Below are 22,127 nucleotides of genomic sequence, written 5' to 3'. Positions count from 1 at the left end.
GATCAGTCCTCTCTGCCCAGGATCAGGCCGCTGGTGGGCACGGCGGTGCCCGCGGTCACCAGCACGTTGCCGATGCCGTCCGGTTGTGTCGTCGACGTTCCGCGGATCAGGCGAACTGCCTCGGCGATGCCGTTGACGCCGTGCAGATAGGCCTCGCCGATCTGGCCGCCGTGGGTGTTGGCCGGGAGGCGGCCGCCGACCTCGAGGTTGCCGTCCCGGATGAAATCCTTCGCCTCGCCGGGGTCGCAGAACCCGAGTTCCTCGAGTTGCGGGAGGACGAGCGGGGTGAAGTGGTCGTAGAGGATCGCCGCCGAGATGTCGTCGGGCGCGAGACCGCTCTGCCCGTAGAGTTGCCTGCCCACGACGCCCATTTCGGGTATTCCGGTGATGTCGGGCCGGTAGTAGCTGGCCATCATGTGCTGGTCCTTACCGGAGCCCTGCGCGGCGGCCTTGACGATCGCCGGGGTGGCGCGGAGGTCCCTGGCGCGTTCGGCGGAGACGACGACGAGGGCCTGGCCGCCGTCGGTTTCCTGGCAGCAGTCCAGTAGGTGCAGCGGTTCGGCGATCCACCGCGACTTCTGGTGGTCGTCGAGGGTAATGGGCCGCCCGTGAAACCAGGCGGCGGGGTTGTCGGCGGCGTGCTTGCGTGCGACGACCGCGACCCGGCCGAAGTCCTCACTCGTGGCGCCGTACCGATGCATGTACCGGCGGGCGAACATCGCCACCCACTGGGCGGGCGTCGACAGTCCCTGCGGGGTCAGCCAGGCGTATGCCGCCCGGTCCGCGGTGCTGTCCATCGGGCGGTCGTGCTGCCCGAGTCCGTAACGCACACCGGACCGTTCGTTGAACGCGCGGTAACAGACGACGACGTCCGCGATACCCGTGACGACGGCCATCGCCGCCTGCTGGACCGTGGCGCACGCGGCGCCGCCGCCGTAACCGATGCGGGAGAAGAACTTCAGCTCGCCGATGCCCGTGTTGCGGGCGACGAGCACCTCCCCGTTCGTCTCGGCGGTGTACGTGGACAGGCCGTCGACCTCGGACGGGTCGATGCCCGCGTCGGCGAGTGCCGCGACGATCGCCTCGCACGCCAGTTGCAGTTCACTTCGTCCCGAGTGCTTGGAGAATTCGGTGGCGCCGATGCCGACGATGGCGGCGGCGCCCGACAGGGGGCTGATCACAGGTCTCCTCGTGCAGGCCAGGCGACGTCGACGGTGCCGGTGGCGTGATCACCGAGGCTGTTCACGCCGCGGATCTTCACGGTGACGAGACCGTCGTCCTTCGCGACCACCTCACCGGTCAGGGTCATCTCGTCACCGGGGTAGTTGGGGGCACCGAGCCGCACCGCGATCCGCCGCAGCGACGCGTGCGGGCCTGCCCAGTCGGTGACGAATCGCCCCACCAGCCCGTTGGTGGTGAGGATGTTCATGAACACGTCCGCCGATCCCCGTTCCACCGCGAGTGCCGGGTCGTGGTGCACGTCCTGGAAGTCGCGGGTGGCGAGGGCGGTGGCGACGATCAGGGTGCGCGTCAGCGGAATCACCAACTCGGGCAGCCGATCGCCGATCGTGACGGTCTCGTAGCCCGTGGCGCCGACGGTCGTGGTCATGCGACCACCTCGACCCCGGCCGCCAGCTGCGCGCCCAGGCGTGCCAGGTCGGAGCCGGCGCCGCCGAGTGTGGCGGCGAGCTGTTTGCCCCACAGCAGGTGCCGGTGCACCGGGTAGTCGGTGTCGACGCCGATTCCGCCGTGTACGTGCTGCGTGCGGTGAACGACCCGCTGGCCGCCGTCGGTCGCCCACCATTTCGCGACCAGCACAGCGGTTCCCGGATCTTCCCCGCTCGCGAGGAGCCAGACGGCCTGCCACAGCGTCACCCTCATGGCCTCGAGGTCGATGTAGCAGTCCGCGAGCTGATGGGTGACGGCCTGGAACGTCGCGAGCGGGCGGCCGAACTGGGTGCGTCCGTTGAGGTACGTCACGGCCTGGCCGACCGCGCCTTCCCCCACGCCCAGTTGCAGCGCGGCGAGTGCCAGTTCCGCCCGTTCGAGCAGCCACCGCACCGCGGTACCGTCCGCCGGGCCGACCGGTTCCGCGGGGGCCGCGTCGAACGTGACGTTCGCGCAGATCTCGTGGGTGGTCGACTCCGCCTGCTGCACGGTCACTCCCGCGGCGCCGGGGTGCACCAGGAACAGCGCCGGACCGCTGCCGGTCGTCGCGGAGACGAGGAGGTGTTCGGCGAGATGCGCCACCGGCACCGCGGCCTTGGCGCCGTGCACCTGCCACCGGCCGTCCACCTCGCGTGCCGTCGTCGCCGGTTCGCCGGCGACGTACGGCCCGAACTCCTCGAGTCCGACCGTGAGGATCAGGCTGCCGTCGGCCGCGGCGGGAACCAGCGCGCCGCGCTGGTCCGGCGTCCCGAACTCGGTGATCGCGAGCGCACCGAGCACGTGCGGCCACAACGGAACCGGCGCCACGGTCCGGCCCTGCTCCTCGAACAGGACGCACAGTTCGGCGAGTCCCATGCCGCCGCCACCGAGGTTCTCGGGCAGGGAGATGCCGAGCAGCCCGGTCGTGGCCAGTTCACGCCACAGTTCCCGGTCGATCCGGTCGGCGGTCGACTCGACGTCCTTGATCCGCTCGGGTCGCGACGTGGCAGCGAACACGTCCGCGGCCAGTCCGCGCACCGCCTCCTGCTCCTCGCTGAAGGTGAAATCCATCAGTGGTCCTCCAATGGGGTGGGCCGGAATGCGGGAAGCGTCAGTTCCGGGTCGGCGTCGATCCAGACCAGTTCCACCGGCATTCCGATGTGCACGTGTTCGGGTTCGACACCCGTCATGTTGGCGATCAGGCGGGTGCCCTCCTCGAGTTCGATCACCGCGACGATCAGTGGGTAGTCGAAGGCGTCGATCTTCGGGTGGTGATTGACGACGAACGTGTAGACGGTGCCCCGCCCCGACGCGTCGACGGTGTCCCACTCGGTGGAGCGGCACTCCCCGCACATCGGTCCGGTCGGGTGCCGCAGCACCCCGCAGCTCGCGCACCGCTGGATGACGAGGCGGTGCTCGCGTGCGGCCGCGAACCAGAAGGCGTTGTCGTGGTCGATGGCGGGCCGCGGGCGCAGTGCGCGCGGAGCCGGACGCTCGGCGGGCCGGAAGCGGAGTGTCCGCCACCGCTGGGTGCCGACGATCTCGCCGCCGCCGTTGCGGTATGTCTTGAGGGTGGTGACGAAATGTCCGGCGCCGAGACCTGTCTGTTTCTCCGCGGACACGGACTCGACCACTTCGGTCGTGCTCACCCGGTCGCCGGGGCGCAGTTCGGCGAAGAACTCCTGGTCGGAATCGGTGGCGACGACGGACGTGAATCCCGCCTCGTCGAATGTGGCGATCAACTCCGTCCAGACGGGTGACGGGTCGGCGCCGGACATCTTGTCGGCGTACGTGCGCATCGTCCACACCTGCAGCATCTGGGCGGGTGCCACGGCGCCGCCGCGTCCGGTGGCGTGCGCGGCGTCGTCGTCGAGGTAGACGGGGCTCGTGTCACCCATCGCCTCGACCCAGTGCCGGATCATCGGAGTGTTCACGGGGTCGGGGCCCCAGGTGGCCGGGACGATCGTCCGTCCCTCGAACGCGCGCAGCCGGGTGAGGAGTTCGCTCATTTCACCCTCTTCTCGCGGACGAGTCCGAGGCCGAGAGTGCCGACCATGTCGCGGAGCACCTCGTTGACGCCGCCGCCGAACGTGTTCACCACACTTTGACGGGAGATCTGTTCGATCTGGCCGGCGAGGATCGCGCCGGGTGAGCCCGGACGCAGCCGTCCGGCGGCGCCGAGGATCCCGAGCAGAGTGCGGTAGACGTCGACGTGGGTTTCGGTGCCGTACGTCTTGGTGGCACCGGCGTCGGCTCCCGACAACGCATCCCGCGCGACCGCGGCGGTCATCTTCCAGTTCAGCAGTCGCATCGCCTCGAGTTTCGCGTGAGTGCGCGCGAAGTCCATCTGCACCCACGGGATGTCGAGTGCACCGTTCTGCCTGGCCCAGTCGAGGACCTGCTGCCACAGGCCGAGCGTGCGTCCGCCGAGCGCCGCGAGCCCGATGCGTTCGTGATTGAGCTGGGCGGTGATCAGCTGCCACCCGCCGTCGACGTCGCCCACGACGTCCTGATCGCCGACCCGGATTCCGCTGTAGTAGGTCGACGTGACCGTCAGCCCGCCCACGGTGTAGATCGGCGACCAGCTGAAACCGGGATCATCGGTGGGCACGATGAGGATCGAGATGCCCTTGTGCTTGGGTGCGTCCGCATCGGTGCGGCACGCCAGCCACACGTAGTCGGCTGTGTTGGCGCCACTGGTGAAGATTTTGTTGCCGTCGACCACCCACGCATCTCCGTCGCGAACGGCCCGGGTCTGCAGCGAGGCGAGGTCGGTGCCGGCTTCCGGTTCGGTGTAGCCGATGGCGAAGACGATGTCGCCGGCCAGGATGCCGGGAAGGAACCGCGCCTTCTGCTCCTCGGTGCCGTACTTCATCAGGGTGGGGCCGACGGTGTTGACGGTGACGAACGGGAACGGCAGTCCGGCCCGTTGCACCTCGTCGAAGAACACGAACTGGTCTTCGATCGACCGTCCCTGCCCGCCGTACTCCACCGGCCAGCCGACACCCAGCCAGCCGTCCTTGCCCAGCAGCCGCACGATGTCGCGGAAATGCTCTCCGCCCACACCTTGCTCACCCGCGATCCGCCGCGTCTCCTCCGGCAGCAGCGCCGCGAAGTACGCGCGCAACTCCCGCCGGAGTTCCCGTTGCCCGGGCGATTCCCTCACATCCATCGGCGTTCTCCTCAAGCCTGTGCGTGGCTGTCGCCACGTGTGTTCTGGACGCTAACCAGCACTCCCACACCGCACTGCCGATGTCTCGGTCAGCGGGAGGCGGCTGTCGCCGAGGCCGGATGTCCGCTGGAATGGTGGAATGGCCACCGGATTCGCTCTCACCGAACTCACCGCCCGCTATGCGCGGGCCGTCGACCGGCGCGAGGCGGCAACGCTCGCGGCGTTGTTCGACTCCGACGCGACGCTCGTCCTGCCGCCTGCGTTGACGGGCACCGGCGCGGCAACCGAACTCCGCGGCAGTGACGTGCTCGCGTCCGCCGTCGTGGACGCGGTCTCGCATCTGCAGTCCACCCGGCACGTCGTGCACCAGCAGGTGATCGACGTGGACGGGTCGAGCGCGTCGGGTGAGACGTACTGCACGGCGCACCATGTCTATGCCGGCCGAAACGGATTCCGCGACAATCGGATCGCACTGCGCTACCACGACCGGTTCGTGCTCGGCGACACCGGCTGGCAGTTCTTCCGGCGCGAACTGATCGTCGACTTCAGCGAGGACGTGCCGGTCACCGTGCCGGACTGAGTCCCAACCGGGCGGAACAGGCTGCCATCTCGTCGATGACCTCGCCGAGCGAGTGCGCGTGCCGGGACGCCGACAGGACGAGCCGATTCGCGCCCAGTTCCCGGGACCGGTCGAGTTTGGCCTCGTCCAGCCGCGGCAGCGTGGCACCCAGCACGAGGTCGACATCGGCGGGATCGCGGCCGGCGTCCGCTGCCGCCGCCCGCATCCGGACGATCGCAAGGTCCAGGTCGTCGCCGGCCAGGCCGAGCGGCTGGAAGCCGTCGCCCAGCCGCCCGGCCCGCCGTGCGGCCGCCGGGCTGTGTCCGCCGATGTAGAGCGGCACTCCCGAATCCCGGTGGGGTTTGGGCCAGCTCTGGGCGCCGCGGAAGGAGAAGTGTTCGCCCGCGAAGTCGACGGCGGTGGTGCCCGACCACAGCTCCCGCATCACCGCGATCGCCTCGTCGGAGACAGCGCCGCGCCGGTCGAAGTCGCCGCCGCAGGCCTCGATCTCCTCGCGCATCCAGCCGAGACCGAGGCAGATACGGAGGCGCCCCGCGGACAGCCGGTCCAGGGTGGCGAGGCGTTTCGCCAGCACCACCGGGTGGTGATTGGGCAGGACCAGCACTCCTGTCGCGAGACCCAGGGTCGTCGTGGCGCCGGCGACGAACGACAGCAGTTCCAGCGGGTCCGGCAGGCTGCAGTCGTCGGGTAGGTGCGACTTCCCGGTGGGCGAGTACGGATAGGCACTCGCCGTGTCCGCGATGACGACCGAATGCTCGACGGCCGAGATCTCGTCGAATCCGAGTGATTCGGCAGCCCTCGCGAATTCGAGTATCCACTCGGGCTCGCCCGCCCGTCCCAGCTCGACGGGAATCACCACACCCAGTTTCATGTCACCCTCACCGTCACACCTGCAGGAATCGTTGCCGGCCGTGCGTGTGGAACTCCTGCTCCAGCGCGGCCTTCTCACTCTCGGTCATCTCGTGGTACTCCGGAACACCACGTCCCGCCCACCGGAAGACCGGATCGCCGCAACGCCAGCGCTGCTCCTGCAGCGTGCGTTTGAGGACCTTGTTCGATCCCGTCACCGGCAGGTCCGTCGACACCCGGACGAATCTCGGTGCAGCTTTCGTGCCCAGGTCGTCCTGGCTACCGAGGAACACGGCGAACTCCGCCGGATCGAAATCGGTGGGGTCGGACACCTCGACGGCCGCCATCACCTGATCGCCCGACCGCGGGTCGGGGACGGCGTACACGCCGGTGGCGACCACCTTCGGGTGTCGCCGCAAGATCCGCTCCACCATCAGCGCCGAGGTGTTCTCCCCGTCCACGCGGATCCAGTCGCCCTTCCGGCCGGCGAAGTAGATGAAGCCGGCCTCGTCGACGTACCCGAGGTCGCCCGTCCAGTACCAGCCGTGCCGGATGCGGTCCGCGATCGCGTCCTCGTTCTTGTAGTAGCCCTCGAACCGCGCCGCGCCGGCCTTGTCGACCATCTCGCCGATCGCCTCGTCCGGGTTGAGTACGCGTCCGTGCTCGTCGAGCCGCGCCCGGGCCTTCTCCGCTCGGGTGTCGGGGTCGACGATGAGGATGTTCTCGTTCGCGGGCCTGCCGAGCGCGCCCTCGGGGGCGTCGGGGTCGAGCGTCACCGAACCGGCACCCTCACTCGAGCCGTACCCTTCGTACAGTTCGGCGCCGAACCGGCGGACGAATTCGGTCTTGTCCTCCGGGGACGCCTCGGTCCCGAAACCGCGGACGAGCGTGTTGTCACGGTCGTCGGGTTGCTCCGGTGTGGCCATCAGATATGCCAGCGCCTTGCCGACGTAGGTGAAGAATGTGGCGCCGAAGAACCGGACGTCGGGCAGGAATCCGGACGCGGAGAATTTGCGCGGCAGGCAGACGGTGGCGCCGTTGGCGAGGGCGGGCGCCCAGAGCGCCATCAACGCGTTGCCGTGGAACAGCGGCATGCAGCAGTAGTCGACGTCGTCTCGCACGTGCCCGTATTTGGCGGTGTTCGCGTACGCCAGCCGGGCGAGCCGGCCCTGGCTGCACCGCACCGCCTTCGACGCGCCGGTGGTGCCGGACGTGAACAGCAGAAGGAACAGCGTCGACGCGTCGATCCCGGGATGCTCCACCGGACACTCCACCGCGTGGGAGGCGACGAGTTCGGTGTAGCCCGGATCGTCGACCAGCAGGAACCGGTCGTCGGACAGCCCGAGGTCGAGACCGGCGAGCTGCGCCTTCCCGGCGGTGTCCGTGACGATCAGCTGACAGTCGACGTACCGGATCTCGGCCTCGAGTTCCGCCCCGCGACGGGTCGGATTGATGCCGACGACGGTGGCCCCGGCGAGCGCCGCGCCGCCCAGCCAGAACAGGAACTCGGGGGTGTTCTCGAGCAGGACACCGACGTGGAACGGTCCGTCGCGCCGCAGCGAGGACGCGACGGCGCCGCGGGCCGCGCTCTCGCGCACCGTCTCGTCCCAGGTCCAATCCTGGTCCCGGGTACGGACTCCCAGCCTGTCGTCACCCAGCCGGTCGAGCAGCATCCGGGCGATCGTGGTGCGTTCCAACTCCATCTCTCCTGTCGACACGGTGTGCACGCTCACGGCACGCGGAGCACGCAGTGGGTGCCACCGTAGATCGCCGTCATGCATTTGTTGCAGTGAATGCACAGACCGGGGTTGTGGGTCTCCTCCGTGATCCGGTTGACGAGGTCGGGTTCCCGCAGGAGGGCCCGTGCGACGGCCACGAACTGGAAGCCTTCCGCCATCGCCAGGTCCATGGTCGCCTTGCCGGTGATGCCACCGAGTAGGACGAGCGGCATCGTCACGGCGGCCCTGATCTGGCGGGCGTCCTCGAGGAGGTAGGCGTCGCGGTAGGGGTATTCCTTCAGGAAGTGCTTGCCGACCAACCGGATTCCCAGTTTCGTCGGTTGCGGCATGACGGCGGCGAACTCACGGAGCGGCGCGTCGCCCTTGAACAGGTACATCGGGTTCAGCAGCGAACTGCCCGCGGTGAGCTCGAGCGCGTCCAGCGAACCGTCCCGTTCGAGCCATTGCGCCACCTGGATGGCCTCGTCCACCCAGAAGCCCCCGGGCACACCGTCGTCCATGTTCAGCTTGGCGAGGATCGCGATCCTGTCCCCCACCGCGTCGCGTACGGCGCGGGCGGTGTCGAGCGCGAACCGGGCGCGGTTCGCCAGGGATCCGCCGTACTCGTCCGTGCGCTTGTTGACCTTCGGGCTGAGGAACGAGCTGATCAGGTAGTTGTGGCCGAAATGGATCTCCACGGCATCGAACCCCGCCTCCACCGCGCGGCGAGCCGCGTCGGCGTGTGCCTCGACGATCCGGGCGATATCTGCCGTGGAGGCCGGCTTGGAGAAGTTCTGAGTGGTCATCCGGAACGCGCGGGACGGACCCAGGGCCGGGGATCCGATGTACTTCGCGGCCGCGACCGGTCCCGCGTGGCCGATCTGCGCAGACACTGCCGCACCCTCGGCGTGGATGGCGTCGGTCAGCTTCCGCAGGCCCGGCATCGCCTCGTCGGTCCACTGGATCTGGCCGGGCGACGTACGGCCGTCCGCGGCGACCGCGCAGTACGCGACGGTCGTCATGCCCACGCCTCCGGCAGCGGGCTGCCGATGGAATTCGATGAGCTCGTCGGTGACCAGCCCCCTCGGGGTCAGGCCCTCGTACGTCGCTGCCTTGATCACGCGATTGCGCAGGGTGATCGGCCCGAGTGTGGCCGGGGCGAGCGGATCGACCTTCACTGTGGGCGGGTCGAGATCTATCGTCATATGAGTTCCTCCAGCTGCGATTCGCTGTCGAACGTAACGGCGCCGGGATGTCACGGATCGCGGCAGTCTCGCTGAGTGGTAACCACGTCCGGGCGCCCGTCACGGCGTGCCATCTTGTGTCGGTACGAGTGCCCGAGGACGAAAGGTCGCCCCGATGACTGCCCCTACAGATCCACAGTTGCACCTGGATCAGGTGATGTCCCGTCTCACCGGACCCGGTGGCCGGTTCGAGCTCGTCGAGGAGCCGGTACTCGGCACCGGGATGCCGGTGATGAAGAACCGCGGGCGCTCGGTGGGCGAACTCCTCACCACGTCGCTCCGGTGGGGCGACCGCGACTACCTCGTGACCGCCGACCGCCGGATGTCCTATACCGAGCACGCCGCCGCGGTCGCGGCCCTGGCGACGGCGCTGCGCGAGGACTACGGCGTCCGGAAGGGTGACCGGGTGGCGATCCTGGCCGCGAACACCCCCGAGTGGGTGGTCGCGTTCTGGGCCACGCAGGTGCTCGGCGCCATCAGCGTCGGGTTGAACGGCTGGTGGGTGCCGCGGGAGGTCGAGTACGGGCTGACGCACAGTCGCCCCACCGTGGTGGTCGCCGACGCGAAGCGCGCGGAGACGCTCGCCGCGGTCGGCACCGATCTTCCGGTCCTGACGATGGAGGCGGATCTGCCTGCGATCTTCGCGCGGTACGCAGGGTCCCCGATGCCGCACACCGACGTCGACGAGGACGATCCCGCCGCCATCCTCTACACGAGCGGCACGAGCGGCAGGCCCAAGGGAGCGTTGCACTCTCAGCGCAATATTCTGGCCGTCGTCGACTACCACCGGTTCAGCGACGCCGTGGTCGGCGAATTCAGTGGACGGCCCGTCGATCCGACGGTGCCGAGTTCGCTTCGCTACCTCCTGACGTCTCCCCTGTTCCACATCGCGAGCCTGCACAATCTGGTGATTCCGCGGCTGGCGACGGGCGGCGCGGTCGTCATGCACCAGGGCGGTTTCGATGTGGACGCCGTGCTCCGTCTCGTCGAGCGGGAACGGGTCACCAACTGGGGAGCGGTGCCCACCATGGCGTCGCGTCTCGTGGAACACGACGACCTCGGCAAGTACGACCTGTCGTCGCTCACGTCGTTCTCGCTGGCGTCCGCACCGTCGTCGGTCGCGTTCAAGGAACGCCTGCGCGAGAAGGTGCCGTTCGCGCGCAACGCCCTGGTGGACAGTTACGGGCTCACCGAGTGCAGTACCGCGATCGCCGTCGCCACCGCCCCCGAACTCGAGCAGTTCCCGGGCACTCTGGGACGTCCGATCATCACGGTGAGCATGGAGATCCGCGACCCGTACGGGGAGTGGCTGCCCGACGGCGTCGAGGGCGAGGTGTGCGTGCGCAGCCCGTTCGTGATGCTCGGCTACTGGGAGGACGAGACCGCCACTGCCGCGGCGATCGCCCCGGGCCGGTGGCTCCGGACCGGCGACTACGGACTCGTCGAGAACGGTCGCCTGCGGCTGACCGGACGTCGCTCCGATCTGATTCTGCGCGGCGGGGAGAACGTGTACCCCACCGAGATCGAGCAGTGCCTCGACGAACACCCGGACGTGCTCGAGTGCGCGGTGATCGGGACGCCCCACGAGGATCTGGGGCAGGAGGTGGCGGCCGTCGTGGTGTTGCGACCGGGTGCCGCGACCACCGAGGCGCAGCTGCGCGAGTACGCCGCCGATCGCCTGTCGTATTTCAAGGTCCCGACCCGCTGGCGGATCACCACGGACCTGTTGCCCCGCAACGCGACCGGCAAGATGGTCCGCCGGGACATCACCGTCTGACCGTCAGCAGGTCGCCGAATGTCACAGTGGTGCAGTCGCACTGCACCACTGTGACATTCGGCGAACACAGACTGCGAACCTCAGCGGATGAGATTGCCGAGGTCGACGGGAATCTGCGCACCGGTGATGTATTTCGCCTCGTCGGAACAGACCCAGGCGACGACGGCGGCGACGTCCTCGGGCGCGAGGATGCTGTAGGGCAGCGAGTTCTGGTAGATGGAGCCGAGCGTCGACGCGTACCGGGCGATGAGCGGGTGCAGGTCGCGCACCTTCATGCCGGTGTCCACGCCCGCCGGGTGCACCGTGTTGACGCGGATGCGGTGCTCACCGAGTTCGTTCGCCATCGTCTTGGCGAGCCCGGTGATGCCGTGCTTGGTGGCGACATAGTGCCCGGTGAACGGGGTTCCCTTCAGCCCGGACACCGAACTGGTGAAGACGACGGCGCCGCCCTCCCCCTGTTCGATGAGGTACGGGATCGCCGCCTTCGCGGTGTGGAAGGTTCCCGTGAGGTTGACGTCGACAGTCTCCTGCCACTGCTCCGCGGTGATCTCCCACGACAACGCCCCCGAGCAGATGCCCGCGTTCGCGATCACGACGTCGAGGCGCCCCAGCCGTTCGATGCCGCCCGCGAGGGCGCTGGAGAGTCCGTCGAAATCGCGCACGTCCGCGGTGGCGGCGACGATCCGCCGGCCGGTCGCCTCGACGAGCCGGACCGTCTCGGCCAGGTCGTCCTGGGTGGCGCCGGGATACGGCGTGGACGCGAATTCGGTACAGGCGTCGATTGCGATGACGTCGGCGCCCTCGGACGCGAACCGGACGGCCTCGGCGCGGCCCTGCCCGCGGGCCGCGCCGGTGACGAAGACGACCTTGTTCTCGAAACGGCCGGGTGACGTCATTGTCTGTTCCTGCTCATCGTCTGCTCCTGATCGGTGTCATCGTGGGCGGGGCACGGTCTTGTCGACGAACAGTCCCTCGACCGAGACGCACACCTGGCCGTCCGCGGTCCGGATGTCGCCGACGGTGGTGATCTTGCGGCCGTCGACCGACATCAGCTTCCCGGTCAGGGTGAGTGGTTCGAACAGCGGCGTCGGGCGGTGGTAGCGGGTGCTCAACTGCGCTGTCATGCCGGCTTTTCCACCCCAGGCGTTGGCGACGCCGAGGACGTGGTCGAGCAGGAGCGCGGACACACCGCCGTGGACGTGCCCGGGCGGACCCTGGTACGGGATGGTCAGTGTGACGGTGCCCCGGACCGATCCGTCGGACAGCCCCTCGAGGACGACGGGCGGCGCGAGCGCGTTCTCGGGTCCGGTGACGGGATCGTGCCGGGTGACGCCCTCGCCGTTCCACATGTCGATCAGCCGTTCGGCGACGGCAGGCGCGTGTTCCTCGAGGTGCTCGGCGATGCTGTTCAGCTCTTCCGCGACACGTTCGAGGTTGGCGTTGCCACGATCGGTGCGGAGCAGCGCGTCGACCACGCGGCGGGCGGCCTCGGTTGCCCGGTCGACGGGAGATCCGTCGGGCGGCGACGTCAGCACCGTCCCCGGCGGGCTGTTCTCGTGGGTGGGATGTGTACCGACGTTCACCCGGTCACCTCCATCGTCGCCTGGGTCAGGACAGGTTGCCCGTCGCGGTCGGGGCACGTCGCCCGCAGGGTCAGCCGGTCGCCGTCCTGCCAGACCGCGGTCTCGACGGTCTCGCCCGGGTACAGCGAGCCCGCGAACCGCACCGCGTAGTGTCGCAGTCGTGTGGGATCGCCGTCCAGCATCCCGTCGACGACGGCCTTGCACACCACACCGTACGACGCGAGCCCGTGCAGGATCGGCCTTTCGAACCCGGCCGCGGCCGCGAAATCAGGGTCCGCGTGCAGCGGGTTGAGGTCGCCGCTGAGCCGGTACAGCAGGGCCTGCGCCGTCCCGGTGCGCGATACGAGCACCTTGTCGGGTTCCCGGTCGGGCACCGTGGCCACCGACTCGGGTCCCGGGGAGCCGCCGAACCCGCCCTCATCACGGGCCCAGATCTGCATCCCCGTTGTCCACAACGGGTTCCCGCCCGAGTCGGTGGCCGTCTGTTCGAGCACGATGACGGCAGCCTTGCCCTTGTCCCACACATCCGCCACCCGCGAGGACACCCTGGCCCCGCCCGGGGCGGGGATGGGCGCGTGCACGGTGAGCGACTGTCCGCCGTGCAGGATCCTGCGCAGGTCGATGTCGATGCCGGGCAGGTTCAGCCCGGCCGCCGGTGCGTCGCCGGCCGAGATTCCCTGCCCCGCGACGAGCGCGAACGTCGGGAGCACCTGCAAGTCCTTCTCGTACACCCAGCGCAGTTCCGCGGGGTCCTGTGGGTTCTCGCCGGCGCCGAGTCCGAGGTGGTAGAGAATGACGTCGCGCTCGGTCCACGCCACGTCCCGCACCGCCGGTTCCGCGGTCAGGGCAGCGTTCACGTCGATCGGCATGTCAGGTCACACTCCCTTTCCGGGCTCGGGGTCACGCGGCAGACCCAGCAGTCGTTCGCCGATGATGTTGATCTGGACATTGGTGGTGCCACCCGCGATCGACATGCACTGCGAGTTCAGGAACATCTGCGTGCCGGACGTCCGGGGCTGGTCGCCGAGCAGGGCGCGCGGTCCGGCCCAGTCCATCGCCACCTCCCACACCTGCTGGATGTGTTCGACGCCGAGCAGTTTCGCGACCGACGACTCGGCGCCCGGTTGCCCGCCCGCGATCGATCGCAGGGTGGTGCGCAGCCCCATCAGGCCGCCGGACTGTGCGTCGCAGAGGACCTTGCCGAGCACGGTCAGCTGCTCGTCGTCGATGCCGCCGGGCAGTTCGCTCGCCAGCGTCAGCAGAGCCTCGCCGCCGGAACCCAGTGAGGAGTCGTGCGACAGCGACACGCGTTCGTTGGCGAGGGTCGTCCGGGCGAGCTTCCAGCCGTCGCCCGGTTCGCCCACCAGGAGTTCGTCCGGGACGAACACGTTGTCGAGGAACACCTCGTTGAACAGTGCCTCGCCGGTGATCTCGCGCAGTGGCCGGATGTCGAGGCCGTCGCTGGCCGACATGTCGATCAGGAAGTACGACAATCCCTTGTGTTTGGGAGCCGAGGCATCCGTGCGGGCGAGGCAGATGCCCCAGTCCGCGTCCCGGGCCATCGACGTCCACACCTTCTGCCCTTGCAGCACCCAGCCGCCGTCCACCTTGGTGGCCTTGGTGTTCAGGCCGGCGAGGTCCGATCCGGCGCCGGGTTCGGAGAACAGCTGGCACCAGACGAGGTCGCCGCGCAGCGACGGCGGCACGAAGCGCTGCCACTGTTCTTCGCTGCCGTGCGCGATGAGCGTGGGCACCACCCAGTTGCCGATGATCATGTCGTGGGGCTTCAGCGCGGCCGCGCGCAGTTCGTCCGCGATCACGAGTTGTTCCACGGCGCCGGCTCCCCTGCCCCACGGTGTGGGGAGGTGCGGTGCGGTGTAACCCTTCTCGGCCAGGTACGCCCTGCACTCCGTCTCGTCCAGTGCGGCGGCGGCCGCGAGTTCCGCGCGGACGTCGGCGCGGATGTCCTCGGCGTCCGGCGGCAGGTCGATGCCGAGCACCCGGCGGGTGCCACCCAGGGTCGCGCGGGCAACGCGCCGCCGCCACGATGCGGTGGACCCGAGCAGGATCCGAAGCGACTGCGCCCGGCGCAGGTACAGATGGGCGTCGTGTTCCCAGGTGTAGCCGATGCCCCCGAGCACCTGGATGCAGTCCTTGGTGACGGAGAACGCCGCGTCGGGGGCGGTGGCTCCGGCGACCGCGGCCGCGAGTGACTCCTCCGCCGCACTGCAGCGCTGCGCAGCCGTCGCGGCCCTGGCACTGCTCCCGAAATTCATCGCACGGGCCGCGTCCCACGCACACACGCGGGCCTGTTCGGCGAGGCAGAGCATGCGTGCCACCCGGTGCTTCACGCCCTGGAACTGGCCGATGGGGCGGCCGAACTGGTGGCGCACCTTGGCGTAGTCGGCGGCGGTGGTCACGGCCCAGTCCGCGACGCCCGCGGCCTCGGCGGCGAACAAGGTGGCCGCCAGATCGAGGACGCGCTGCGAATCGATCTGCAGAACATCGGCTTCGGTGATCTCGAGTCCGTTCGCCGCCGCGGTCGCGTTGCGGCGCACCACGTCGTGGCTGGGCAGGTCGGTCACGTCGAGCCGGTCGCGGGCGAGCGCCACGAAGACGGTCTCGTCGCCGTCCCTCGCCGCGAGCAGGAACAGGTCGCCCACCTGCCCGCCGAGGACGTACCCGGACTCGCCGTCCAGCGTCACCACTCCGCCGCCCCGGGCGAGCCGCAGCGAACCCGGCTGCAGGGCCACCGCGCCGAGGGTCGAACCGTCCGCAAGCCCGGAGAGCTCACCCGCGCGCCCCGACTCGTGCAGGACGGCGCCGAGCAGCACGGTCGGGAGGAAGGGACCGGGCAGCAGGACCCGGCCCAGTTCCTCGGTGACCACTGCCAGTTCGACCAGCCCGCACCCGGCCCCGCCCATGTCCTCGGGCAGGTGCAGTCCCAGTACACCCAGTTCCGCCAACGACTTCCAGAACAGCGGCCGTCGCTCGGTCTTGGCCTCGACGGCCTCCCGGAGCACGGCCGGGGTCACGGTCCGCGTGGCCCAGCCCCGCACCGAGTCGCGTAGGTCGCGTTCTTCTTCGGTCAATCCCATTGTCATGTCGGCCTCGTCGATCGTTCGGGGTCAGATGCGTTCGATGATGGTTGCGGTGGACAGTGCGCCACCGGCGCACATCGTGACCAACGCGGTGGAGGTGTCGGAGCGCTCCAGTTCGTACAGGGCGGTCGTGATCAGCCGGGCCCCGGTGGAGCCCACCGGATGTCCGAGGGCGATGGCGCCGCCGTTGACGTTCACCTTCGACAGGTCGGCCCCGTGCACCTGCGCCCACGACAGCACGACGGACGCGAACGCCTCGTTGATCTCGACGCGATCGATGTCGCCCAACGACATTCCGGCGCGTCCGAGGACCATCCGCGTGGACTCGATCGGCCCGTCGAGGTGGTAGTACGGGTCGGAGCCGACCATGCCGGACGCGACGATCCTCGCGCGCGGCCGCAATCCGAGTTCGCGGGCACGGCCGCCGTCCATGAGCAGGACGGCGGCGGCGCCGTCGCTGATCTGGGACGAGTTGCCCGCAGTGTGAATGTGGCCGTCGATCACGGGTTTCAGGGCCGCCAGGGCCTCTGCTGTCGTCTCCCGCAGTCCCCCGTCCCGGGTGACCACCGCGAGTTCACCGGTGGGTGCGCCGGACTTGTCGACGACGGGGGCGGTGACGGGAACGATCTCGCGGTCGAACCGTCCTTCCGCCCAGGCCTGGGCGGCGTGGCGCTGTGACTCGAGCCCGAAGGCGTCGACGTCGCCGCGCCCGAGTCCGCGCAGGTCGGCGATCCGCTGGGCGGACGTGAACTGGTCGCCCATGTCGATCGACCAGTCGCCGGGGTACGGGTTGCCGGTCTCCGGTGTGACGGCCTGGCCGAGGAACACCCGGCTCATCGCCTCGACACCGCACCCGATTCCGGCGGAGATCTGGCCGGACGCGATGAGCCCCGCCACGACGTGCACGGCCTGCTGGGAAGACCCGCAGGCGCAGTCGAGCGACGTGGCCGCCGTCGCGTACGGCAGTCCCGCGTGCAGCCACGCCTGCCGGGTCACGTTGTTGGACTGTTCACCGGCCTGGGTGACGCATCCGCCGACGACCTGCCCGATGTCCGCCGGGGCGACACCGGCCCGTTCGAGGACACCCCGCTGTGCGGCGCCGAGCAGTTCGGCCGGGTGCAGTCCGGACAGTGCCCCGCGCCGACGCCCGATCGGTGTCCGTGCCGCGTCGACGATGACGGCGTTGCCCATGTTCCGCTCCTTGGGTTCTTCTGGCTCGCGGACGTGTCCGCGCTCATTTTTGAAATGTATTCTATTTTTGAATAGACATCAATGCCCTTTGCCTTGCAAAATAGTTTTCGGCGCAGCTCAGGTGTCAGGAATGAATTTCACTTCGACGTCGACGGTGACGCGGCCCGACGCCGGCGAGCTGTCAGCGGTGCGACAGGTTGACCAGCAGCAGGTCGCACGCCTTACGGATGTCGGACTCGGCATCGGGAATCGAGACCCGGCCGTTGAGGCAGGACTGGATGACGCCGAACCACAGCTGCACCAGCAGGCGCAGCGCCGTGAGGTCTTCCTCCGTCGGATGTTCGATCCCGGCGGCGTCCAGCATGATCTGCCGGAATGCCCGGTCGACCTTCCCCGCATCCGGCACGGACGCGACGTTGGCGGTGCTCGTGGACTGGATCATCGCGGTGGACAGTGCGGGCCGTCGCAGCAGCCCGCGGGTGGCGCGGACGAGCACGTTGTACACCGCATCCTGCGGCGATTCACCGGGGGGTGCGCTCTTCTTGAACCCGACACCCATGCGGTCGATCTGGTCGACCATCACCGCGACGAACAGATGCGTCTTCGACGGAAAGTACCGGTACAGCGTCCCTATAGCGACGCCGGCACGTTTAGCCACCTCGTGCATCTGGACTCGGGCGAGTTCCTTCTCGGTGGCCAGTTCGATCGCGGCCTCGAGCATGCGGACGTGGCGGGCCCGCTGTTCCTCCGAACTCGGTTCGGCAGCGTCCCGCACTTCGGCGATTCTCGGCACCCTCGATCCCCCTTCACTCCGCACACAGCCCCGGATCCGGTGTCGATTCTCGCATTGGTTCGGGAAAGCATCGAATTTCGTCCGGTGAGTGGGACCGCACGTGCCGCAGGTCCCCAGGATGCGATTGCGTGAACACCACGACTGGACCGCCAGTCACCACAGACCATCAACGGAGGAAACGACGATGCAGGACTGGACAACCGAGTGCGACGTGCTGGTGGTCGGTTCGGGGGGAGGCGCGCTGACCGGCGCCTACACGGCCGCTTCGCAGGGTTTGCGCACCCTCGTCCTCGAGAAGACCCCACTGTTCGGCGGCACGTCCGCGTACTCCGGCGCCGCGGTGTGGCTGCCGGGCACCGCCGTGCAGGAGCGCGCCGGCATCGGCGACTCCACGGACAAAGCGCGCACGTACCTGCGCGCAGTGGTGGGTGAAGAGGAAATCGACCGTCAGGAGGCGTACGTCGCCACCGCGCCCGAGGTCGTCGACCTCCTCGAACGCGATCCCCACATCGAATTCGAGTGGCGCGCGTTCCCCGACTACTACAAGGCGCCCGGCCGGATGGACTACGGTCGCGCGATCAACCCGCTCGACCTGCCGAGCGACGAGGTCGGGGACCTGCGTGAGGTCATCCGGCCCGAGGCCGACGTCGACCGGGCCGGGGAACCGCATCCGGAGGGAACACTGAACGGTGGCCGCGCCCTGATCGGCCGTCTTCTCATGGCTCTGCACGGCACCGGGCACGCGGAACTGCGCACCGAGACCGCCGCGCGGTCGCTGATCGTCGAGGACGGCCGGGTCGTCGGCGTCGAGGCGACGAACGCCGCCGGTGAGACCGTCCGAATCCGGGCGACGCGCGGCGTGCTGCTCGCGGCAGGCGGGATCGAGGGCAACGCGGCGCTGCGCACCGAGAACGGAACGCCGGGCAAGGCGAACTGGAGCATGGGCCCGCGCGGCGCGAACACCGGCGACCTCCTGCGGGCGGCGGTGGAGATCGGCGCGGACACCGCACTCCTCGACGAGGCGTGGTGGTGCCCCGGGGTCGAACTTCCGGACGGCTCCGGCGCGTTCATGGTGGGCGTGCGCGGCGGCATTCTCGTCGACACGTCCGGAGAGCGGTACCTCAACGAGTCCCTGCCGTACGACCAGTTCGGTCGAGCGATGATCGAGCACGGAAGCGGCAGTTCGTATCTCGTGTTCGACTCGAAGGAGGGTGGGCCCGTGTTGCCTGCCATCTCCATTCCGAACATCTCCGCCGAGAAGCATCACGCGGCGGGCACCTGGGTCTCGGCCGACACGGTCGAGGAACTCGCGGAGAAGATCGGCGTTCCCGCGGACGCTCTGCGCCGCACCGTCGAACAGTTCAACGACTTCGCCAAGCACGGCGTCGACGAGGCGTTCCACCGGGGAGAGGACCCGTACGACAACTTCTTCTGCCCGCCGGGCACGGGTGCGGACGCGCCACCGAATCCGGCACTGAGCCCGGTGTCGCAGGGCCCGTTCCACGCGGCCCGCATCGTGCTCAGCGATCTCGGCACCAAGGGCGGGGTCCGGACCGACGCCGACGCCCGGGTCCTGCGCGCCGACGGCACACCCATCGACGGACTGTATGCGGCGGGCAACACCAGTGCATCGCTCAGCGGCCGGTTCTATCCCGGCCCCGGAGTGCCGCTCGGCACCGCAATGGTCTTCTCCTACCGGGCAGTTCAGCACATGCGGAGCTGACTACACGAGGTTGTCCTCCACCGGGAGCCCGAACGCGCCCCTGCCGAACAGGGCGAGGGCGCGTTCGGGCTCGTTGGCCACGTGCACGCTGCCCGCGTGGGCGTCGCGCCACGACCGTTCGATCGCGTTGCCGCGCGACAGCGAACTTCCGCCGGCGGTCTTGAACAGCAGGTCGATCGCGTCGAGGGCTCGCTCGGTCGCGCGAACCTGATCGCGGCGCACCCGCAGGCGCAGACCCATGGGGAGTTCCTCACCGGCCTCGGCCAGTTCCCACAGTTCACGCACGTTGCGATCCATCTGCAGGATCGCGGCGTCGATCTCGGACGACGCCCGGGCCACCGCGACCTGGGCGAACTGGTCGTCGACGAATCTTCCGCCACCGAGGCTGAGCCGCACTCGTTCCCGCATGAACGTCAGATAGCGTTCGTAGCATCCCGCGACGACACCCACTCCCGGGGCCGCCACGGCGGTGGTGAAGAGCGTGGCGAACGGCAGCCGGTACAGCGGTCCCCGGTTCACCTTCTGTCCGGGTCCGCGCAGTTGCGCCGTCTCGTAATTCCTCTTGATCCGGTAGTCGGGAACGAACACGTCCTCCGCGCTGATCTCGTTGCTGGCCGTGCCACGCATCCCCACCACGTCCCAGACGTCGTGGATGCGGTAGTCCGACCGCGGCACCAGAGCGGTCATGAAATCGACCGGGCGGCCCTCGGTCCCGACCACCATCGCGCCGAGCAGTGCCCACGACGCGTGCTCGCAGCCCGAGGAGAAATGCCAGTCCCCCGTCAGCCGGTAGCCACCCTCGACGGGGACCAGCCGTCCGACGGGTGCGTAGGCGGACGACACGAGCACCGAATCGTCGTGGCCCCACACGTCACGCTGCGCCCGGTCGTCGAACAGGGCCAGGTGCCACGGGTGCACCCCGAGCACGGACGCCAGCCAGCCCGTCGAGCCGCACACACCCGACACGGCGCGCACCACCTCGTAGAAGTGCACCGGATTGCTTTCCGTGCCGCCGTACCGCCTGGGCTGCAGCATCTTGAACATTCCGGCGTCGCCGAGTTCACGGATCACCTGTTCGGACACGCGCCGCGACTCGTCGACCTTGTCCGCGCGTTCCGCGATCATCGGCAGCAGGCCGCGGACCGATCTCAGGACCTCGTTCGTCATCTGTCGGAGGGTAGGGCGATCACACCCGTGCGTGGACAGGCATCTCGCTCAACGGGAAACACCGCCCCACCGCCCGGTCCCGTCCAGTGGGACCACGTCATGCGGGCCGTCCACGCTCACTTAGCGTGCAGGGCACCGCACAAGCCCAGGAGAGGACGGGACGCATCGTGACCACCCAACAGTCCGAGACAGTCGAGGTACGCGAAATCGACGCGGGCGCAGCGCCCACCCGATTCGCCCGTGGATGGCACTGCATCGGATTGTCCGAGGCGTTCCGGGACGGCAAGCCGCATTCCGTCGAAGCGTTCGGGACCAAGCTCGTCGTCTTCGCCGACAGTGCGGGCGATCTCGCCGTGCTCGACGGCTACTGCCGGCACATGGGCGGCGACCTCAGCCAGGGCACGGTCAAGGGCGACGAGGTGGCGTGCCCGTTCCACGACTGGCGGTGGGGTGCCAACGGCCGGTGCAAGAAGATTCCATACGCGCGCCGGGTTCCGCCGCTCGCCCGGACCCGGTCGTGGCACGCGCTCGACCAGGACGGGATGTTGTTCGTGTGGAACGATCCGGAGGGCAATCCGCCGCCCGCGGACGTCACGATTCCCCGCATCGACGGCGCTCTCGACGACGAATGGACGGACTGGGTCTGGTACCGGACCACGGTCGACACCAACTGCCGCGAGGTGGTCGACAACATCGTCGACATGGCGCACTTCTTCTATGTGCACTACTCGTTCCCCACCTACTTCAAGAACGTCTTCGAGGGCCACGTCGCCAGCCAGTTCATGCGCGGGCAGGCCCGCGACGACATGCGCCCGCACGCGTCGGGTCAACCCAAGATGGTCGGAAGCCGCTCGGATGCGACGTATTTCGGCCCGTCGTTCATGGTCGACGACCTGACGTACCGGTACGAGACGCACGAGGTCGACTCCGTGCTGATCAACTGCCACTACCCAGTCAGCGCCGACAGGTTCGTGCTGCAGTACGGCATCATCGTCAAGAAGTCGAAGGATCTCGACGGCGACGCGGCCACCGAGATGGCGAAGAATTTCGGCACGTTCATCGCGAAGGGTTTCGAGCAGGACATCGAGATCTGGAAGAACAAGACCCGCATCGAAAATCCGCTGCTGTGTGAGGAGGACGGCCCGGTCTACCAGCTGCGCCGGTGGTACGAGCAGTTCTACGTCGACGTCGATGCGGTGACCCCGCAGATGACCGAGCGGTTCGAGTTCGAACTCGACACCACCCGGCCGGTCGAGTCGTGGAAGCGCGAAGTGGAAGAGAACCTCGCACGAAAGGCGCGCGAAGCCGATGCAACCGCTGCAGTGCACTGAGTGCGGCGCGAGCGTCCTGGTCCAGAAGAACAGCTGGGAGCACACTTCCGTTCAGTGGGACGACGCGGCCCGCGCCCGGTGCCGCGAGATCGGCAGCGCGGGGCCGGGGCGCCCCGGCGCTCCCCGGAAAGGATGTTCGGCGCTGACGGCGTCGATCACCCGGGCCGCGGAGGCGGGCGTCGTCCCGGTGCGCGATCCCGACCCCGTTCCGACACCCGTCGTCGCCCACTGAACGATTTCCGGAAGGACAC

Annotated in this window: 20 protein-coding genes; 5 read left to right on the top strand and 15 right to left on the bottom strand. The window is 68.9% G+C overall.

The features are described 5' to 3' along the window. Positions 1-2: 2 nt before the first annotated feature. Genes DTA22_RS07590 through DTA22_RS07570 form a run of 5 tightly spaced genes read right to left on the bottom strand, consistent with a single transcriptional unit; the run spans position 3 to position 4,819 of the window. Positions 3-1,181, bottom strand: coding sequence for a lipid-transfer protein (locus tag DTA22_RS07590; RefSeq protein WP_112299076.1), 1,179 nt, complete (start codon positions 1,179-1,181; stop codon positions 3-5). Next, positions 1,178-1,609 carry a MaoC family dehydratase gene (locus tag DTA22_RS07585; RefSeq protein WP_112299075.1) on the bottom strand — a complete coding sequence of 144 codons (432 nt, stop codon included), beginning with the start codon at positions 1,607-1,609 and terminating at the stop codon, positions 1,178-1,180. Before DTA22_RS07585 ends, DTA22_RS07590 begins: the two co-directional genes overlap by 4 nt. After that, positions 1,606-2,718, bottom strand: a complete 1,113-nt coding sequence (locus DTA22_RS07580) for an acyl-CoA dehydrogenase family protein (RefSeq protein WP_112299074.1) — start codon at positions 2,716-2,718, stop codon at positions 1,606-1,608. Before DTA22_RS07580 ends, DTA22_RS07585 begins: the two co-directional genes overlap by 4 nt. Next, entirely contained in the window at positions 2,718-3,656 is a 939-nt protein-coding gene (locus DTA22_RS07575) for a bifunctional MaoC family dehydratase N-terminal/OB-fold nucleic acid binding domain-containing protein (RefSeq protein ID WP_112299073.1), read from the bottom strand. Before DTA22_RS07575 ends, DTA22_RS07580 begins: the two co-directional genes overlap by 1 nt. Next, complete coding sequence (locus tag DTA22_RS07570) at positions 3,653-4,819, bottom strand: acyl-CoA dehydrogenase family protein (RefSeq protein WP_112299072.1); 1,167 nt, start codon at positions 4,817-4,819, stop codon at positions 3,653-3,655. The genes DTA22_RS07575 and DTA22_RS07570 overlap by 4 nt, the downstream gene beginning before the upstream one ends. Before the next feature lie 139 nt (positions 4,820-4,958). On the opposite strand from DTA22_RS07570, the gene DTA22_RS07565 reads away from it, so the two are divergent. Then, positions 4,959-5,399 carry a nuclear transport factor 2 family protein gene (locus DTA22_RS07565; protein WP_112299071.1) on the top strand — a complete coding sequence of 147 codons (441 nt, stop codon included), beginning with the start codon at positions 4,959-4,961 and terminating at the stop codon, positions 5,397-5,399. On the opposite strand, the gene DTA22_RS07560 is transcribed toward DTA22_RS07565, so the two are convergent. The 3 genes from DTA22_RS07560 to DTA22_RS07550 are packed head-to-tail and all read right to left on the bottom strand — an operon-like array spanning position 5,383 to position 9,171. Continuing rightward, entirely contained in the window at positions 5,383-6,270 is an 888-nt protein-coding gene (locus DTA22_RS07560) for an LLM class F420-dependent oxidoreductase (protein ID WP_112299070.1), read from the bottom strand. The genes DTA22_RS07565 and DTA22_RS07560 overlap by 17 nt on opposite strands. Before the next feature lie 13 nt (positions 6,271-6,283). Beyond that, positions 6,284-7,951 carry an AMP-binding protein gene (locus DTA22_RS07555; protein ID WP_112299069.1) on the bottom strand — a complete coding sequence of 556 codons (1,668 nt, stop codon included), beginning with the start codon at positions 7,949-7,951 and terminating at the stop codon, positions 6,284-6,286. 26 nt (positions 7,952-7,977) lie between these two features. Next, complete coding sequence (locus DTA22_RS07550; protein WP_112299068.1) at positions 7,978-9,171, bottom strand: NADH:flavin oxidoreductase; 1,194 nt, start codon at positions 9,169-9,171, stop codon at positions 7,978-7,980. Positions 9,172-9,325: 154 nt separating this feature from the next. Between DTA22_RS07550 and DTA22_RS07545 the strand changes: the two genes are divergently transcribed. After that, on the top strand, positions 9,326-10,987 hold the full coding sequence (locus DTA22_RS07545; protein WP_112299067.1) for a class I adenylate-forming enzyme family protein: 1,662 nt from the start codon (positions 9,326-9,328) through the stop codon (positions 10,985-10,987). An 80-nt stretch (positions 10,988-11,067) separates the two neighbouring features. Here the strand turns inward: DTA22_RS07545 and DTA22_RS07540 are convergent, their stop codons facing one another. From DTA22_RS07540 to DTA22_RS07515, 6 genes are all read right to left on the bottom strand, one after another. Next, positions 11,068-11,883 carry a mycofactocin-coupled SDR family oxidoreductase gene (locus DTA22_RS07540; RefSeq protein ID WP_037231441.1) on the bottom strand — a complete coding sequence of 272 codons (816 nt, stop codon included), beginning with the start codon at positions 11,881-11,883 and terminating at the stop codon, positions 11,068-11,070. Positions 11,884-11,919: 36 nt separating this feature from the next. Next, positions 11,920-12,570, bottom strand: a complete 651-nt coding sequence (locus DTA22_RS07535) for a PaaI family thioesterase (protein ID WP_037231440.1) — start codon at positions 12,568-12,570, stop codon at positions 11,920-11,922. Then, complete coding sequence (locus DTA22_RS07530; RefSeq protein ID WP_112299066.1) at positions 12,567-13,439, bottom strand: MaoC/PaaZ C-terminal domain-containing protein; 873 nt, start codon at positions 13,437-13,439, stop codon at positions 12,567-12,569. The genes DTA22_RS07535 and DTA22_RS07530 overlap by 4 nt, the downstream gene beginning before the upstream one ends. Before the next feature lie 6 nt (positions 13,440-13,445). Further along, the gene (locus tag DTA22_RS07525; protein ID WP_112299065.1) at positions 13,446-15,674 is read right to left on the bottom strand and encodes an acyl-CoA dehydrogenase; all 2,229 of its coding nucleotides are present in this window, start codon (positions 15,672-15,674) and stop codon (positions 13,446-13,448) included. A gap of 24 nt (positions 15,675-15,698) precedes the next feature. Then, the gene (locus DTA22_RS07520) at positions 15,699-16,862 is read right to left on the bottom strand and encodes a steroid 3-ketoacyl-CoA thiolase (RefSeq protein ID WP_112299064.1); all 1,164 of its coding nucleotides are present in this window, start codon (positions 16,860-16,862) and stop codon (positions 15,699-15,701) included. Between the two features lie 181 nt (positions 16,863-17,043). Then, positions 17,044-17,655, bottom strand: coding sequence for a TetR family transcriptional regulator (locus DTA22_RS07515; RefSeq protein ID WP_037231430.1), 612 nt, complete (start codon positions 17,653-17,655; stop codon positions 17,044-17,046). Positions 17,656-17,839: 184 nt separating this feature from the next. Between DTA22_RS07515 and DTA22_RS07510 the strand changes: the two genes are divergently transcribed. Then, positions 17,840-19,378 (top strand): FAD-dependent oxidoreductase, encoded by a 1,539-nt coding sequence (locus DTA22_RS07510; RefSeq protein WP_112299063.1) that lies wholly within the window; start codon positions 17,840-17,842, stop codon positions 19,376-19,378. Here the strand turns inward: DTA22_RS07510 and hsaA are convergent, their stop codons facing one another. Further along, positions 19,379-20,545, bottom strand: coding sequence for a 3-hydroxy-9,10-secoandrosta-1,3,5(10)-triene-9,17-dione monooxygenase oxygenase subunit (hsaA, locus tag DTA22_RS07505; RefSeq protein ID WP_112299062.1), 1,167 nt, complete (start codon positions 20,543-20,545; stop codon positions 19,379-19,381). A 167-nt stretch (positions 20,546-20,712) separates the two neighbouring features. Here hsaA and DTA22_RS07500 point away from each other — a divergent pair, with 167 nt between their 5' ends. Continuing rightward, entirely contained in the window at positions 20,713-21,876 is a 1,164-nt protein-coding gene (locus DTA22_RS07500; protein ID WP_037231685.1) for a Rieske 2Fe-2S domain-containing protein, read from the top strand. Next, positions 21,854-22,108, top strand: a complete 255-nt coding sequence (locus tag DTA22_RS07495; protein WP_112299061.1) for a hypothetical protein — start codon at positions 21,854-21,856, stop codon at positions 22,106-22,108. Before DTA22_RS07500 ends, DTA22_RS07495 begins: the two co-directional genes overlap by 23 nt. Positions 22,109-22,127 lie beyond the last annotated feature (19 nt).

Source organism: Rhodococcus wratislaviensis, assembly GCF_900455735.1.
In the GTDB taxonomy this organism is placed as follows: Bacteria; Actinomycetota; Actinomycetes; order Mycobacteriales; family Mycobacteriaceae; genus Rhodococcus_F; species Rhodococcus_F wratislaviensis.
This window is presented reverse-complemented; position numbering and strand designations above follow the sequence as displayed.